Consider the following 13,919-nt stretch of genomic DNA (forward strand, 5'->3'; position numbering starts at 1 on the left):
CCATTTGGGTGCACCCGAACGTGACGATCGGAAGTGACATATACGACATGTCACAAAAGGGTGGTTCCGTCACCAATGTTACTGTACGAGGGCAAAGCCACCCTAATGTGACGGATTTGCCCATGACCCGCGTCGGCTACGCCCGCGTCAGCACCATCGACCAGGATCTCGACATCCAGGTTGCCCGGTTGAAGGCAGCGGGCTGTGAAATCGTCCGCTCCGAAACAGGCTCGGGCGCATCGCGCACTGGACGCACGGAGCTTGAGACGATCATGCAGTTCCTGCGCGCCGATGACGAACTCGTCGTCCTGCGTCTCGATCGGCTCGGTCGCTCCACACGCGATGTTCTCAATCTGGTTCATGAACTCGACCAGAAGGGAGCCTCATTGCGGGTGCTTGAGCCGGAGGTGACGACGGCCGGAAGCATGGGGCGGATGGTGATCACCATTCTGGGCATGGTCGCGGACATGGAACTGACGTTCATCAAGGACCGGCAGCGCGCCGGGATCGAGGCGGCGCGCGCCGAAGGCGTCTACAAAGGCCGGAAGAAAAACATCGATGACGATGAAATCCGACGCCGGATCACCGCCGGCGCGAGCAAGGCCAGCGTCGCGCGCGACCTCAAGATCTCAAGGATGACCGTCTATCGGGCGCTTGACGTCATTCCTTCAAGGATCGGGCTGCCGGAAAAGCCGCCTTCTGTCACCATCGCCCTGCATCTGACCATCGAGAACTTCAACAAGCATGGTCGTGGCAGAAAGCCCGCTCGCGAGCGCATTGAGGCGATGCTGGAGCGGGATTACCAGATGCAAAAGACCGGGAACTGCGATTACACGCTGACCGTCGCCTATGATCAGGATGCCGATGGCGTCAGCCTCGATGACGAGATCACATCTCTCCAGACAGAGATGTTCAACATCGCAGAGAGCTACAGGTGCTCGATCGAGACCGATGTTTACGAGATTGGAGGACAAGAGCGAGCCTGGTAGCTCGCCATGTTCAATCTTCGTTCTTCAACATGGCTAAAATCACAGCTTCGGGCCGACTGGGCCACCACCGGCGGCGCAGGCTGTTCCTATGGTGTGAACGGCACCTGCGGCGTTATCGTCGGCGATCCCAACCTCAAGCCGGAAAAGAGCACCAGCTACGAGATCAATGCGCATTATGACAATAAGCGCGGCCTCAGCGGGGGTGTGACGCTGTTCCATACCGACTTCCGCGACAAGGTCGTCGACGTCCAGCAGATCGACGCCAACGGCAATTTCATCCGGTGGAGCGAAGACCCGGGCTATCGCCTCTGGTCATGGGTCAATGTCGACAAGGCCAGGGTGCGCGGGGTGGAGGCGAACTTCCGGTGGAAGCCATGGGATCAGCTTTCGCTCCGGGGCGGTTACACTTTCACCGATAGCAAACAGCGGAGCGGCAACTATGTCGGCTATCCGCTGGCGCGAACGCCGAAGCACATGGCGAACGGCCGGCTCGAGTGGACACCCACGGAGGCGATCACCGCTTATGCCGTGGGATGGTATCATGGCTCCGAAATCAACGCGGCGCTGCGACTGGGATCGGCGGGAACCCCCATCACCACGCCCGATGGCCGGATCGTTCGCCGCTATGGCGACTATTTCACCGCCGACATCGGCGCTTCGTACCGGATGCCCAACGGCGTCCTGATCAACGCTGCGATCCAGAATGTCACCGACAAGAAGCTCGATGAGGCGACCTACAACACGGTGAACGAGGGCCGGCGCCTGTGGGTGGGCGCGACGTTCCGCTTCTGAAAGGGATGCCCATGATCTGGCTGCCTCGATTCCCGACCGGGGGGACGCGCATGAAGGCAGCGCTGTCGTCTGCCGCTGCCTTGTCGCTGGCCCTTGGGCTTTCGGCCTGCGGCGATGCCGCCCGGTCGGATGCGGACAAGAGCGAGGCGGTCTCCACGAGCCTGCCCAAAGGATGGAGCCGCTTGGCCGGCCAGGACGTCGCCAGACTTGAAAATCCCGGGGTCCAGCGCTTGCCGGTCGCCGCCAGGGGCGACGACGGCGTGACCGTGGAGATCCGCGACACGTCGCGCACGATAGCCGGCGGAGACGATATCATCGAGATGTTCGATGCCCTCGGCCGTTCTTCGGATATCTTCGCCGCGCCGAAGGAATCGGCAACCGAAACGGGACGCGGCGCGCGGCATCGCTACCTCCTCAACCGCGCCACGGGCGCCGAAGGGGTGCTGAGCCTGAAGGGCACAGTGTTCTTCGGAAACAGCTCGCAACGCCATAGCCGGCTTTCCGCGCAGCTGCGTGCCGCCGGCACGCCGGCCATCGTTATCGACAGCGGGCAACCCGCCCCGGCCAGGATCCGGCGGATCGCCGCCGCCATCGGCCTTGCCGATGCGGGCGAACAACTCGCGCGCAAGGTCGAGGCGCAATATGCGCAAGCCGCCGCCATCGCGAAGACCGTCAGCCGCAAGCCGCGTGTGATCCAGTTGTCCGCGACGGGAGCCGGGGGCCATCCCGCCGTGCTCGGGGTCGGCGCGCCTTCCTCGCGGCTGATCGCCATCGCGGGTGGAACCGATATCGGCACCGAGATCGGCGTGAAGGGGGCATCCCCTCTCAGCCCGGAGGGCATGGTGCAGGCCGGACCCGAAGTCATCGTAATGACCGAGACCGATCTGAAGACGTTCGGCGGCGAGGAAGGATTGCTCAAAAGCTATCCGACGCTGGCACAGACGCCGGCGATCATCGACGGCCGCGTCTTCATCATGCCGGACCTGCAGCTCAAGACGGGGGGCATCGCCTCCGGGGCTGGCGTCGTGGCCCTCGCGCGCGCCTTCGCTGCCCTGGATTTCGAATGATCGGAAGGCTAGTCGGCGGCCTGCGGCGAGGCCGCATGTCGGCTTCGCGCGGGGCCGAGTTTGCCGTCCTGCTGACAGCCATCGTCCTGCTCGCCGCGGCCATTCTCGGCTCATTCGCTATCGGGCCGCTCAAGCTTCCGGCAAGCGATGTCGTTCATGTCGTCGCAGCACAGCTCGGGCTGGCCGACTCCGGTGACCTTTCCCGCCGGGACATCGCCGTGGTGTGGGATCTGCGCCTGCCTCGCATCCTGATGGCCTGCGTCGTAGGTGCCAGCCTGGCGGTCGCCGGCGCGGCACTGCAGGGCCTGTTCGGCAATGTCCTCGCCGATCCGGGTGTCATCGGCGTGTCCAGCGGCGCTTCGCTGGGCGCGGTTGCCGCGATCGTTGTCGGGGCGGATATGCTGGGCCGCTGGACGATCACGGTCGCGGCCTTTGCCGGCGGGTGCCTCGCGACGGCAATCATCTATGCTCTGGCGCGCGGCGATCGGTCGGGCGCGACGACGACGATGTTGCTCGTGGGCATAGCGATCGGAGCGGCCTGCGCCGCCGCGACAGGCTTCTTCACCTATATCTCCGACAGCACGCAGCTCGAACAGCTGATCTTCTGGCAAATGGGTTCGCTGGCGCGCGTGAGCTGGCCCGAGCTGGCGGCAGCGCTTCCCGCCTTCGTCATCGGCCTCATCGGTCTGCTCACGCTCGCGCGGCCGCTGGACCTGCTTGCCCTTGGCGAGCGGCAGGCGCGTCATCTGGGCGTGGACGTGCACCGTGTCAGACTGCTGCTGATCGTATTGGGCGCCTTGCTGGTCGGCTCGGCGGTCGCCTTCGCCGGTGCGGTCGGGTTCGTGGGGCTGGTCATTCCGCACATCGTGCGCCTGATGATCGGGCCGGGTCATCGCTGGCTGTTGCCGGTCGCCGCGGTTCTGGGCGCCCTGCTTATCGTGATCGCGGACACGGCCGCCCGGACGCTGGATCCGCCGCTCGAAATACCGCTGGGACTGTTCACCGCGGCCATCGGCGCTCCTTTTTTCCTGTGGCTGATCCAGCGGCAGCGGCCAAAGGTACGTGTATGACCCCCACGCCGGCCATCCAGCTTCGCGGCCTGTCGGTCACGTTGGGCTGCGCTCCGGTCCTATCGGATATCAGCCTCGATCTCGCCTATGGAACGCTGACGGCGCTGGTCGGCCCGAACGGAGCGGGCAAATCGACCTTGCTCAGCGTCATCGCCGGTGATGTCCCGCCCGACGAGGGAAGCGTCGCCATCGAAGGACACGCGGTCGCGGCATGGTGCAGCCGGGGCCTAGCCCGGCGCAGGGCGATGTTCGTGCAGGATCATCGCATCAACTTCGCATTCCGCGTTCGCGAGGTGGTCGAAATGGGGCGGCAACCCCATCCACCCGATCCGATCGCCGACGAGCGCATCGTGTCGGGCGCCATGGCGACCGCCGACATTGCGCATCTTGCCATGCGCGACATCACCTCGCTCTCTGGCGGAGAAGGCGCTCGCACATCCTTTGCGCGCGTCCTGGCGCAGGATTGCCCGATCGTCCTGCTCGACGAGCCCACCGCCGCGCTGGACCTGCGCCATCAGGAATCCCTGCTCGCGACCGCCCGCGATCTGGCGCGTGCGGGCGCATGCGTCGTCATCGTCTTGCACGACCTCAATCTCGCCTCCGGCTATGCCGATCGGATCGTAATACTCAAGAACGGCGCTGTCGCAGCCGATGGCACGCCCCGAGATGTCTTGACGTCCGGGACGATAGAAGACGTGTATGATCAGAGCGTCCTGGTTCTTGATCACCCGACACGCCGCACGCCGCTTGTCGTGACTATTTGATGGCCGCGGAAAGGGGGCCTAGCCCAACAAATCCGCAAGCCATTTAGAAATAGGGGCCTCTTGTCGCTCGGCATCGTTCACTGCAAGGGCAAGCGCGGTCGTCGAAGGCGGGAAACCGGCGCCGTAGTCCCGCCGCGCCCGCACCATGCCGGCGCGGTTCCACGTTCCAGTATGAAGCCGTCATCGGCGAGCTGCGCCGGGAGATCGCCGCCAAGGCGTAGAGGATCTGTCGAGGATCTTCGGTGCGGCCCAGGCCGCGCGTATTTGCCGCCCTCCCTTCCCCGCACGCGGGTATCTCGGTCGCGGGGAACACCAAGGACAGCCGCCCTTTCGTTCCCGAACGACAATCGACCGCCCGTGTAATCCGCCAAGCGCGCCTCGCGCCGCCCCTTACAGGGCGTCGGCCGCGCTAAGGCGGCTCGCCCGCGCCAGCGGTAGATTCTCGCTCCCCCTCCCCATCCCGTCCTCGCCGGAAGGCAGAGCCGCATGCCGCAGAGCAAGCGGCTTTCAGCCTGACAGGAAAGGAAGACATCATGGGACGTATCACCGAAAGCCGGGCCGATGTGTATCAGGAGATCACCGACCAGATGATTGCAATGATCGAGGCTGGCACCCGGCCTTGGTCGAAATCGTGGAACGGCAGCACCGCGCCCAATATCCCGCTTCGCTCGACCGGCGTTCCGTATCGCGGCATCAACGTCCTGACCCTTTGGGTTGCCGCCATGACGAAGGGCTTTGCTTCCCCGCATTGGCTCACTTTCAAACAGGCCCTCGCGCTTGGCGGATGCGTCCGCAAGGGCGAAAAAGGTTCTACCGTCGTCTATGCCAACAAGATCGAGGTGGATGCCGACAGGGGCGGACAGGGCGGTGATCAGGGGTCCGGGGACGGCAAGCGTCAGGTGGCGTTCCTCAAACGTTACACGGTCTTCAATTCCGAGCAGATCGACGGCATCGAGGCGAAATATCCCGCTCCCGCGCCAGTCATCACCGCGACCAATCCCGACGCGCGTGACGCCGAGCTGGATGCGCTCTTTGCCCGCATTCCCATCACCGTGCGGCATCAGGGTTCACAGCCCTATTACCGGCCCAGCGACGATATCGTCACCATGCCGGAATTTGCCGACTTCCACACCAGCGACGACTATTATTCGACCCTCGCGCACGAACTTTGCCACGCCGTTGGCCACCCGACGAGGCTGGCGCGTGCGACCCTCATTTCCACCAAGCGCGAAGACTATGCCCGCGACGAGTTGGTGGCCGAGCTAGGGGCAGCGTTCGTCAGCGGCGCGATCGGCATCAAGCTCCACGACCGGGAGGATCATGCCGCCTATCTGTCGAACTGGCTGGAGGCCCTGCGCAACGATAAGCGCGCGATCTTCACCGCCGCGCGCCACGCACAGGATGCGGCCGATTGGCTCTTGAGCCGCATGGGCGCGGACAGCGCCGCGCAGTTGGACGAAGCGGCGTGAGCGCGCCCGACGACCCCGGCCCCGATGAGGGCCGGGCCGTCGCGGGGCGACTGGTCTATGATCCGAACTTCGCGACCGTCAGCGAGGCCGAGTTCAACGAACTGATGGCGATCATGCGCGACGGGGCGGGAGCAAAGCCGCCCACCCCGGAGGGGCAATGGCGGCGCGACTATCACAAGGCGATGTTCAACCGCCGCCTTGTGGGCGTGCAGCCCGATCTTTTCGGGGCAAGCCGGTGACACATATGCACAAGGCCAAGCCCGGCCCGGTTTCGGACTGGAAGCCCGAGCCGGTGGAAGACAAGCTGGCGCGGATCGCGCGCGATCCCAATGCGACCTTCGGCATCGGCCGACCGGGCTTGAGCGATGAGGAAAAGGCGGCGCTGGTCCGCTCGGCCGCGAACTGGCTGCGCATCGGTCAGCGCGTCCGCATCACCGGATCGTCCGTATCCTATGACGGCAGTTTCGAGCGCCGCAAAGGCCGCAAAGGCGTAGTCTGGCGCTTGTGCAGCCCCGTTTTCGCGGATCATCTCTATGTCTATCTCGATCCCGTAGGGGCGGAACGCGCCGAGAAAATCGCGATGGTGGAATTGCGCGATGTCGAGCCGATCGACGATCCGCTGTTGGTCCCCGAGCCCTTCGCCCTATGATCGGGCAGACGATCCGAAAGGAGCCATAGATGAATCCGCCCCAGCGCCGCCCCGTAATCCGCGCCGTCACGTTCGAGGAAGTCGGCGAAGCTATTGGCCGCCTCATAGACATTGCCCGTTCCGATACCGGCCAGTCCGCCCGCGTTGCCGACTTCTTGCTGGCATGGTGGAATGGCGACGACAACGGCCATTTCCCGATCCTGCACTTGTGCAACTGCGATGCGGTCATTTCAGAGGACATGCTGACGATCATGGCGCATCTGGCGCAGGAGCCGACCGTCTATCCCGATGCCTGGGGCTATCGCGAGGCGATCGAAGCCCTTGTCGTGGAATGGCGGCTGTCATGACCCCGCTGCGCGGCGCGATCGACTTCATCACCGGCTTGCCGATCGACCGGGATACACGGCGCGCGCGGCTGCTCGCCGCGCGCCGCAAGCCGGTTGGGAGCATTCCCCGGCGCGGCATCCTTTCCGGCCATTGGGATGGCGGCAATGTCGTCGGCGCGTTCCGGGGCGGGCGCGGCAGCTTCATCGCGGATTAGTCGCGAAAATCGCGCGGCGCTCCCCCGCATAGCGTGCGAGCGGCGCTGGCCCTCCTTGCAGAATGGTGGCTGACCCAAGCTTTCAGCTTTTCCTTGAATTTTCGTCCAACTTCGCCTATGTCGTCTGCAACATGGCCGTCCCCGCTGTTGCCGCTGGCATCAAGGGGCGGCCTTCTTCATATATGGGGCAATGCTGCCGCCCTATACCAAACCCCATCTCAGCTTTGCCGATCAGCTCGCCCTGCTTGTCCAGCGCGGCATGGCCGTCACCGATCCGGCCAAGGCGACCCTCCATCTTCAACGCATCGGCTATGGGCGGCTGACGCCTTACTGGCAGCCGTTCCAAGACAGCATTCCCGATCCCGCCGACCCCGCCGGCGTCATCCTGACCGATCAGTTTCGTCCCGGCGCCGAGTTTCGGCATGCGGTCGATCTCTACCTGTTCGACAAGCAGCTTCGCCTTCTGTTCCTCGATGCGATCGAGCGTATCGAAGTGGCGTTGCGCGTGGAACTCGCGCACGCGCTGGGCAAGCGCGACCCCTGGGCGCACCGCAACGCAGCCTTTCTCGACGCCCATCGCGCAAACCGGGCGATACACGGGGGCAATACCACCCGGCATCAGTCCTGGCTTGATAAGGCCGACCAGTCCATCACCCGCTCAAAGGAGCCGTGGGTGGCCGAGTTTTTCAAGACCTACAACTCCCCAGTCCCGATCTGGATGGCGGTCGAGTTGTGGGATTTCGGCACCTTGTCCTGGCTGCTCGAAATGGCGCACCCGAATGATCGCGCCGCGATCGCCAAACACTATGGTCTGCTCCCCAATACGCTGGTGAGCTGGATCAGGACGCTTGCCTTCGTCCGCAACATCTGCGCGCATCATTCGCGGTTGTGGAATGCTGGTATTATCAATCAGCCGCTTGTTCCTAAGCCGTTCGAGGCGGTGCGCGTCGTTCATATCGGCAGCGATCCGGAGCGGCGGAATCGCATCTATGGCGCTGCTGTCGTCGCCAGCTATTTCGTTGCCCGGATCAATCCCGGCAGTTCCTGGCCCGCGCGCATGAAGGCTCACTGGCAGGCATTTCCTGTCATGCCATTCGCGTTGCCCCCGCAGGGCGGTTTTCTTGCCGGTTGGGATCAGGAAGCCATGTGGGCCTGATGCGGTCAGGCCCGAATCGCGCGCCGCTCCCCCGCCAAGCGGGCAAGCGGCGCTGGTCAGGTTCGTAGAAACGGCGGCGATCGGCGGCGAACGTCATATTGATGCCGCGCGGGTTTCGTCGGAAAATCAGGATCATCTTTGAAAGGATCGGACTGTGCCCGCGTTTGCGTTCCACCTTGTCCCCGACACAGGCGAAGCGTCGATGCGCCTGATCAATGCCGCCAGCCTCGAAGCTGCAAAAGCCCTGGTCGTGGAAACGGTCAGACAGGAAGATTGGCGCGAGATCCAACTGTGGGACGGTGATCGCGTGATCCGGGTAAAGCGACCCGCCACGCCCGCGCCGGTGAAAAAGCGCGATGAGGTGGACGACCGCTCCGCGCGCATCGTCGCCATGCGCGCCGAGGGAAAGACCCAGAAGCAGATCGCGACCGAGTTCGGGATCGGCATCGAGCGGGTGCGCCAGATCATCGCGCGCGTGGAGCGCATCGAACGAACGCACCGCCTGGAGCCGAACCGCGCGGTGCTTTCGGTCCGCGCCGAAAATGTGCTGCGCCTACTGATCGACGAGCCCGAGACCGACCCGTCAGAGCGCGACCGGCTGTTCCCCGGGCGGGTTGCCGCCCTGACCCGCAGCCGGGTCTTCAACGCGCCCAATGCCGGGGCGCGGACCGTCGACGAGATCGAAGCGTGGCTGTGGGAACGCGGCCTCTGTTTCAGCACCGAGGCTTAGCCGCCGTTCGAGCGAGGCTCAACGCCGCGTCGGGCTGATGGCGTCGCCACCCTGTAGCCGCCGCCATCCTTCGTGAGGAAGAACCACGCGGTCGCGCCATAGCGATAGCGAGCCGCGGCCGAGATGGCGACGTCGCGCCGATCGAGCGCGCGCCGCGCCGCCGCGAACAGAGGGCATAGCGTGGATGGTACGCTAAACAACGCTAAGGGCGAACAATCAGCGAACGCTTAGGCGGCGCGGCTATCCGGCGGCAGATTGAGGGCCTTGCGGCCAGCGGAAGCGGCTGCTCGATCCCAGAGGAAATCGCCCGAGAAAGCAATATGCTCCCAACCTACTGGGGACGTATGGGCGAGTAGATCATCAGGCACCGCGACCGATGTTGATCGTAGATGCTGGGCGGCGGCATCCATGTAGATCGTGTTCCAATAGACGATCGCGGCGACGAGCAGATTGAGGCCGGACGCCCGATATTGCTGCGCCTCGTGGCTGCGGTCGATGATGCGGCCCTGGCGGAATGTGTAGATCGCCTGCGTCAGGGCATGGCGCTGCTCGCTGTTGTTGAGACCGGCATGGCATCGCCGGCGCAGATCGGGATTTTCTAGCCAGTCCAGCATGAACAGCGTCCGCTCGATCTTGCCGATTTCCTGTAGCGCGACATCGAGCTGGTTCTGCCGTTCGTAGGCAGCGAGCTTTCGCAGCATGACCGATGGCGCGACATGGCCGGCCTTGATCGACCCTACGAGGCGCAGCACGTCTTCCCATTGCTCACCGATGATGTCGGTGCGGATACGCTTGCCCAACAGCGGGGTGATGGACGGATAGGCCGTGACCGGCGCGATCGGCGCGAGCCGCCTGTCGGGGAAGTCGCGCAGGCGCGGGCAGAAGCGAAATCCCAGCATCGCGCACAGGGCGAAGACATGATCGGTCGCCCCGCCGGTGTCGGTGTAATGCTCGACGATCCTGAGATCGGTGCCGTGGCTGGTGAGGCCGTCGAGGACATAGGGCGCCTCATGCGTCGCGGCCGAGATCACTTTGACGTGGTAGGGCGCGCGCTGATCAGAATTATGGGTGTAGAAGCTGAAGCCATGATCGACGCCATAGCGGGCGTTGATATCGCCGCCCGACGCGCCGCGCTTCGCGGCCCTGAAGAACTGGCCATCGGAACTGGACGTGGTGCCGTCGCCCCATACTCGTGAGAATGGCAGGCGGTGGTGCGCGTTGATGAGGAGGGCCAGCGCCGCGCGGTAGCTGTCGTCGCGGATATAGGCGTCATGGGTCCAGAGGAGCTGATCGCGCGTGACGCCCTGACTCGCCGCCGCCATGCGCGACAGGCCGAGATTGGTCGCATCGGCGAGGATCGTGGCGAGCAGCGCGTTTTCATTGGGACACGGCTCGCCGGTACGCAGGTTGGTGAACGCCGCAAGAAAGCCGGTTTCCTGCGCCACCTCATGCAGTAGCTCGGTGATGCGGATGCGTGGCATCATGGCATCGAGCCGGTCGGCCAGCGCTTCGGCGTCGGGCGTCGCGATCGTGCGAACGGGGGATATCTGGAGGCGGTCGTCGCGATATCGCACACCCTCCAGAGCGTCGCGCTTCAGGCGCTGGGCAAATTTCTTAAGCCGCCAGTCAAGTTCGCGGCCCCGCTGTTCGAGCCATTCGCCGGCTGTGGGTGGCAGACCGAGAGCCGACACGATCGGCTTCGCCTGGGGTTCGCTGAGCAGGTAGCTGTCGAACCGGCGGTATCCTGCCGATCGCTCCACCCAGACATCCCCGGAACGCAGCTTGTTGCGCAGATGCGCGATCGTCGCGATTTCCCAGAGACGCCGGTTGATCTTGCCGTCATCGCCCACGACGATTTTCCGCCATTCCTTGCGGAAGGGCATCGGAGCGTCGGCAGGCAGATCGCGTTTGCCCGACCTGTTGAGGTCGCGCAGCATCTCGATGGCGGCGATCGTTTTTGCACTGCCCTTTCCGGCCCTGAACTGGAGCGCCTCAAGCAGGTCGGGGGCGAACTTGCGCAACGTCGCATAGCGGTCGGCCGCCACCGTCAGCGGATCAAGGTTGGCGGTTTCCGCGATTGTCGCCACTTCTGGCCTCGCCTTCAGGAGGGTGTTCCACCCGACCGATGCGTCCAGGGCCTCCATTGGATCTTCGCCGGTATCGACCGCATCGGTCAATGCGTCGATTGTCCTGCGAAAGATCAGCATCAGCCGCGCCACATTCTTTGACGTGGTGGCATAGCTGCGCGCCTGGGCGTTCTTCGCGCGGGTGAAGATGCTGCCGATCAGCTTGTCCGCCATCTCCAAGGCGTTATCGGTCAGTCGTTCCTCGAGGTCGAGCAGGAACGCAACCAGCGTAGCGCGCCGTCGGGAGGGAATATATCGCTCGATCATATAGGCAGGCGAAGCGCGGCCTTCCCTGACATATTGCCGAAATCGGTCGGCATGGATGCGGCCAGCCACGTCCGGGGAGATGCCGATCTTCCGCACTTGCCGCAGGCGGTCGAGAATCTGGCGGATGTGATCGGGCCTGGCCGCAACGGGAATGGTCTTGAGCGAAGCGAGTTGGCTCATGCCGCCGGCGTCGTCAAAGACCTGGTCGAGGGCGTGGACCTGTTCGGCGCTAAGATCAGCGATCAGGGCGTAGGCAGCCTGCTTGCGGGCACGCGCGCGTCCCGCACTACTGGCGCGTTCGATGGTGGAGATGGACGGCAGTAGAATCCGGGCCTCGCGAAGGGCGGTGACAACGCCGATCGCTATCGTCATCCCCTTGTCGGTCGCCCATGCCGTTTTCGCGGCCGCTTCGATCATGAAGGGAATGTCGGCGCGGGTTGGTCCACGAAGGCCCGCTCGCATCGCCAGCTCGCGGGCATGGTCCGTCATCGTCTGATCCCGCGCTGCATAGTTGGCCAGGTCGGTTACGTGTAGACCAAGTTGTTCCGCGACGAAGGCGGCGAGATCATGGGGTATCGCTCCCTTGTCCTGTATCAACTGCGCCAGTGTGATGCCCGGGTGCCGCAAGAGCGCGAGTTGCAGCGCGACACCCAACTGGTTCCGTCGCTCCCGTCGTGCGCCGATGATCTCGATGTCCGAAGGCTCGAAGGTGTAGAGCCGGGCTAGATGGTCGCGCTCGCTCGGGATGGCGAGGATCTGATCGCGTTCGCTCTCGGTCAGGAGTTGATGCTTACGCTTCGTCATTCCGATTCCCGTCCACAAAAGGTCATCTGGGCCTATGGACAGCCATGAGTAAAGAGACATAGTATGTGGACGGATATGGATGGGGCGAAGCGATCGCCCTTCAGATCGTCCACAGAACGACCGTTTGGGAGACGTGCGGCATGGGTGATATTCTGGGCTATGCCCGCGTCAGCACCGGCGATCAGGACGTTGCGGGCCAGACCATGCGTCTGGAGAAGGCTGGCGCCATCAAAATCTTCACCGATGTCATTTCAGGTAAGAGCATGGAACGGCCCGGTCTGGCTGAGCTAATCGCCTATGCCCGCAAGGGTGACACGCTGGCGGTGGTCCGCCTCGATCGGCTTGGGCGCTCGCTTGCCGAACTTCTCACCACGGTTGAGACGCTACGCGGTCAGGGCATCGCGCTCCTGAGCCTTGAAGAAAAGATCGACACTTCGTCAGCTGCCGGCGAGCTCATCTTCCATGTGTTTGGGGCCATCGCCCATTTTGAGCGACGGCTGATTTCTGAGCGAACCAGAGATGGTATTGCCGCCGCCCGTGCTAAGGGCAAACAGCCTGGCCGTCAGCCGCTGGACATGTCCAAAGTGGATGCGGCCATCAAGCTGGTCGAAGCTCGTATCTCGCCTACCGAAGCAGCGCGGCAACTCGGCATCGGCCGATCGACCATTTATCGCGAAATGCGTAGGATGGGAATCGAACGGCCCGCCTGATTAAGCGCCCGTCCGTTCGCATCGAGCGTTCGCCATGCGTTCTCGCTTAGCGTTGTTTAGCGTACTTTCCACGCTATGCCCTCATGAAAGACCCCGCATGGGAATCCCACCTCAATGACCTGATGAGCCGGATCAGCCGCGATCAGGACCGGAAGGCATTCGAGGGCTGGACCTTCAAGGGTGGCCCCGCCGATGCCTGATCCCTTCGACCCTGCCGAGTTTGATGCTCCCCCTCCCTCCGATCCCGGCGCAGACTATCGCACCCTGCTCGACGCCATGCGCAAGGCCGGGGCCGAAGGGGTCGCCCAGCAGGTCGCCGCACTGGCCCAGAAGATCGAACAGGACGCCCGCCAACGCGCCGAATGGACCGCACAGGCAGGCGCGGGGGTCAGTGCCCTCCACCGGGCCGCTGGGGAGCTTCAGCGGGTCAGCGCAGGGGTCTGGTGGGATCGCCTGAAGGAATGGATCACCGCCGCCCTCATCGGGCTGGGACTGATCTTCGCCGCGGCCCTCGCCTATCGCTGGGCGCAGGAACCCAAGATCGAGCGCCAGCTATACGGGGTCGGTTCCGGCTGAGGGCGAAATGACACCCTAAGCGTCGGCATCCTTCGGCCAGAGGTATTCGCCGGTGAGGAGGATATGCGCCCACCCCAGCGGGGAGACATGGGCCAGCAGATGATCCGGGGTATCGAGTCCTTCGCGACGCCGGGCCTCTACAGCATGGCCGAGATGCAGGGTGTTCCAGTAGACGATGATGGCGGTGAGCAGGTTGAGGCCGGCGATCC

General features: G+C 64.1%; 16 protein-coding genes. 14 read left to right on the plus strand and 2 right to left on the minus strand.

The window, feature by feature from the left end:
- Window positions 1-122 precede the first annotated feature (122 nt).
- From CAF53_RS26605 to CAF53_RS26655, 12 genes are all read left to right on the plus strand, one after another.
- Window positions 123-989, plus strand: a complete 867-nt coding sequence (locus CAF53_RS26605; protein WP_100240066.1) for a recombinase family protein — start codon at window positions 123-125, stop codon at window positions 987-989.
- A 6-nt stretch (window positions 990-995) separates the two neighbouring features.
- Window positions 996-1,781: a TonB-dependent receptor gene (locus CAF53_RS26610; protein WP_100240092.1), complete on the plus strand. Its 786-nt coding sequence runs from the start codon at window positions 996-998 to the stop codon at window positions 1,779-1,781.
- 11 nt (window positions 1,782-1,792) lie between these two features.
- Window positions 1,793-2,848, plus strand: a complete 1,056-nt coding sequence (locus CAF53_RS26615) for an ABC transporter substrate-binding protein (RefSeq protein ID WP_212742235.1) — start codon at window positions 1,793-1,795, stop codon at window positions 2,846-2,848.
- Window positions 2,849-2,883: 35 nt separating this feature from the next.
- Window positions 2,884-3,918 carry an iron ABC transporter permease gene (locus CAF53_RS26620; protein ID WP_100240091.1) on the plus strand — a complete coding sequence of 345 codons (1,035 nt, stop codon included), beginning with the start codon at window positions 2,884-2,886 and terminating at the stop codon, window positions 3,916-3,918.
- On the plus strand, window positions 3,915-4,682 hold the full coding sequence (locus CAF53_RS26625; RefSeq protein WP_100240090.1) for a heme ABC transporter ATP-binding protein: 768 nt from the start codon (window positions 3,915-3,917) through the stop codon (window positions 4,680-4,682). The genes CAF53_RS26620 and CAF53_RS26625 overlap by 4 nt, the downstream gene beginning before the upstream one ends.
- Window positions 4,683-5,215: 533 nt before the next feature.
- On the plus strand, window positions 5,216-6,151 hold the full coding sequence (locus CAF53_RS26630) for a zincin-like metallopeptidase domain-containing protein (RefSeq protein ID WP_100240089.1): 936 nt from the start codon (window positions 5,216-5,218) through the stop codon (window positions 6,149-6,151).
- Window positions 6,148-6,390, plus strand: a complete 243-nt coding sequence (locus CAF53_RS28930; RefSeq protein ID WP_242443700.1) for a hypothetical protein — start codon at window positions 6,148-6,150, stop codon at window positions 6,388-6,390. Before CAF53_RS26630 ends, CAF53_RS28930 begins: the two co-directional genes overlap by 4 nt.
- Window positions 6,391-6,395: 5 nt before the next feature.
- On the plus strand, window positions 6,396-6,800 hold the full coding sequence (locus tag CAF53_RS28935; RefSeq protein ID WP_242443701.1) for a hypothetical protein: 405 nt from the start codon (window positions 6,396-6,398) through the stop codon (window positions 6,798-6,800).
- Between the two features lie 29 nt (window positions 6,801-6,829).
- The gene (locus tag CAF53_RS26640) at window positions 6,830-7,147 is read left to right on the plus strand and encodes a hypothetical protein (RefSeq protein WP_100240087.1); all 318 of its coding nucleotides are present in this window, start codon (window positions 6,830-6,832) and stop codon (window positions 7,145-7,147) included.
- Entirely contained in the window at window positions 7,144-7,341 is a 198-nt protein-coding gene (locus CAF53_RS26645; RefSeq protein WP_100240086.1) for a hypothetical protein, read from the plus strand. Before CAF53_RS26640 ends, CAF53_RS26645 begins: the two co-directional genes overlap by 4 nt.
- 190 nt (window positions 7,342-7,531) lie before the next feature.
- Window positions 7,532-8,497: an Abi family protein gene (locus tag CAF53_RS26650; protein ID WP_100240085.1), complete on the plus strand. Its 966-nt coding sequence runs from the start codon at window positions 7,532-7,534 to the stop codon at window positions 8,495-8,497.
- 202 nt (window positions 8,498-8,699) lie between these two features.
- Window positions 8,700-9,227: a sigma factor-like helix-turn-helix DNA-binding protein gene (locus tag CAF53_RS26655; protein ID WP_157801396.1), complete on the plus strand. Its 528-nt coding sequence runs from the start codon at window positions 8,700-8,702 to the stop codon at window positions 9,225-9,227.
- A gap of 227 nt (window positions 9,228-9,454) precedes the next feature.
- Here CAF53_RS26655 and CAF53_RS26660 read toward each other — a convergent pair whose 3' ends face one another.
- Window positions 9,455-12,424: a Tn3 family transposase gene (locus CAF53_RS26660; RefSeq protein WP_015449292.1), complete on the minus strand. Its 2,970-nt coding sequence runs from the start codon at window positions 12,422-12,424 to the stop codon at window positions 9,455-9,457.
- A 140-nt stretch (window positions 12,425-12,564) separates the two neighbouring features.
- Between CAF53_RS26660 and CAF53_RS26665 the strand changes: the two genes are divergently transcribed.
- Both CAF53_RS26665 and CAF53_RS26675 read left to right on the plus strand, forming a co-directional pair.
- Window positions 12,565-13,134 (plus strand): recombinase family protein, encoded by a 570-nt coding sequence (locus CAF53_RS26665; protein WP_011607925.1) that lies wholly within the window; start codon window positions 12,565-12,567, stop codon window positions 13,132-13,134.
- A gap of 192 nt (window positions 13,135-13,326) precedes the next feature.
- Window positions 13,327-13,710, plus strand: coding sequence for a hypothetical protein (locus tag CAF53_RS26675; protein ID WP_100240134.1), 384 nt, complete (start codon window positions 13,327-13,329; stop codon window positions 13,708-13,710).
- 15 nt (window positions 13,711-13,725) lie between these two features.
- Here CAF53_RS26675 and CAF53_RS26680 read toward each other — a convergent pair.
- Window positions 13,726-13,919: Tn3 family transposase (locus tag CAF53_RS26680; protein ID WP_157801410.1), on the minus strand; the 194-nt coding region annotated here is incomplete at its 5' end.

This window comes from Sphingobium sp. LB126 (assembly GCF_002795205.1).
In the GTDB taxonomy this organism is placed as follows: Bacteria; Pseudomonadota; Alphaproteobacteria; order Sphingomonadales; family Sphingomonadaceae; genus Sphingobium; species Sphingobium chungbukense.

Coding starts and splice junctions, on each gene's coding strand:
- CAF53_RS26605 (WP_100240066.1), top strand. CDS start 123: ATGACCCGCGTCGGCTACGCCCGCGTCAGCACCATCGACCAGGATCTC.
- CAF53_RS26610 (WP_100240092.1), top strand. CDS start 996: ATGTTCAATCTTCGTTCTTCAACATGGCTAAAATCACAGCTTCGGGCC.
- CAF53_RS26615 (WP_212742235.1), top strand. CDS start 1,793: ATGATCTGGCTGCCTCGATTCCCGACCGGGGGGACGCGCATGAAGGCA.
- CAF53_RS26620 (WP_100240091.1), top strand. CDS start 2,884: ATGTCGGCTTCGCGCGGGGCCGAGTTTGCCGTCCTGCTGACAGCCATC.
- CAF53_RS26625 (WP_100240090.1), top strand. CDS start 3,915: ATGACCCCCACGCCGGCCATCCAGCTTCGCGGCCTGTCGGTCACGTTG.
- CAF53_RS26630 (WP_100240089.1), top strand. CDS start 5,216: ATGGGACGTATCACCGAAAGCCGGGCCGATGTGTATCAGGAGATCACC.
- CAF53_RS28935 (WP_242443701.1), top strand. CDS start 6,396: ATGCACAAGGCCAAGCCCGGCCCGGTTTCGGACTGGAAGCCCGAGCCG.
- CAF53_RS26640 (WP_100240087.1), top strand. CDS start 6,830: ATGAATCCGCCCCAGCGCCGCCCCGTAATCCGCGCCGTCACGTTCGAG.
- CAF53_RS26645 (WP_100240086.1), top strand. CDS start 7,144: ATGACCCCGCTGCGCGGCGCGATCGACTTCATCACCGGCTTGCCGATC.
- CAF53_RS26650 (WP_100240085.1), top strand. CDS start 7,532: ATGCTGCCGCCCTATACCAAACCCCATCTCAGCTTTGCCGATCAGCTC.
- CAF53_RS26655 (WP_157801396.1), top strand. CDS start 8,700: ATGCGCCTGATCAATGCCGCCAGCCTCGAAGCTGCAAAAGCCCTGGTC.
- CAF53_RS26660 (WP_015449292.1), bottom strand. CDS start 12,424: ATGACGAAGCGTAAGCATCAACTCCTGACCGAGAGCGAACGCGATCAG.
- CAF53_RS26665 (WP_011607925.1), top strand. CDS start 12,565: ATGGGTGATATTCTGGGCTATGCCCGCGTCAGCACCGGCGATCAGGAC.
- CAF53_RS26675 (WP_100240134.1), top strand. CDS start 13,327: ATGCCTGATCCCTTCGACCCTGCCGAGTTTGATGCTCCCCCTCCCTCC.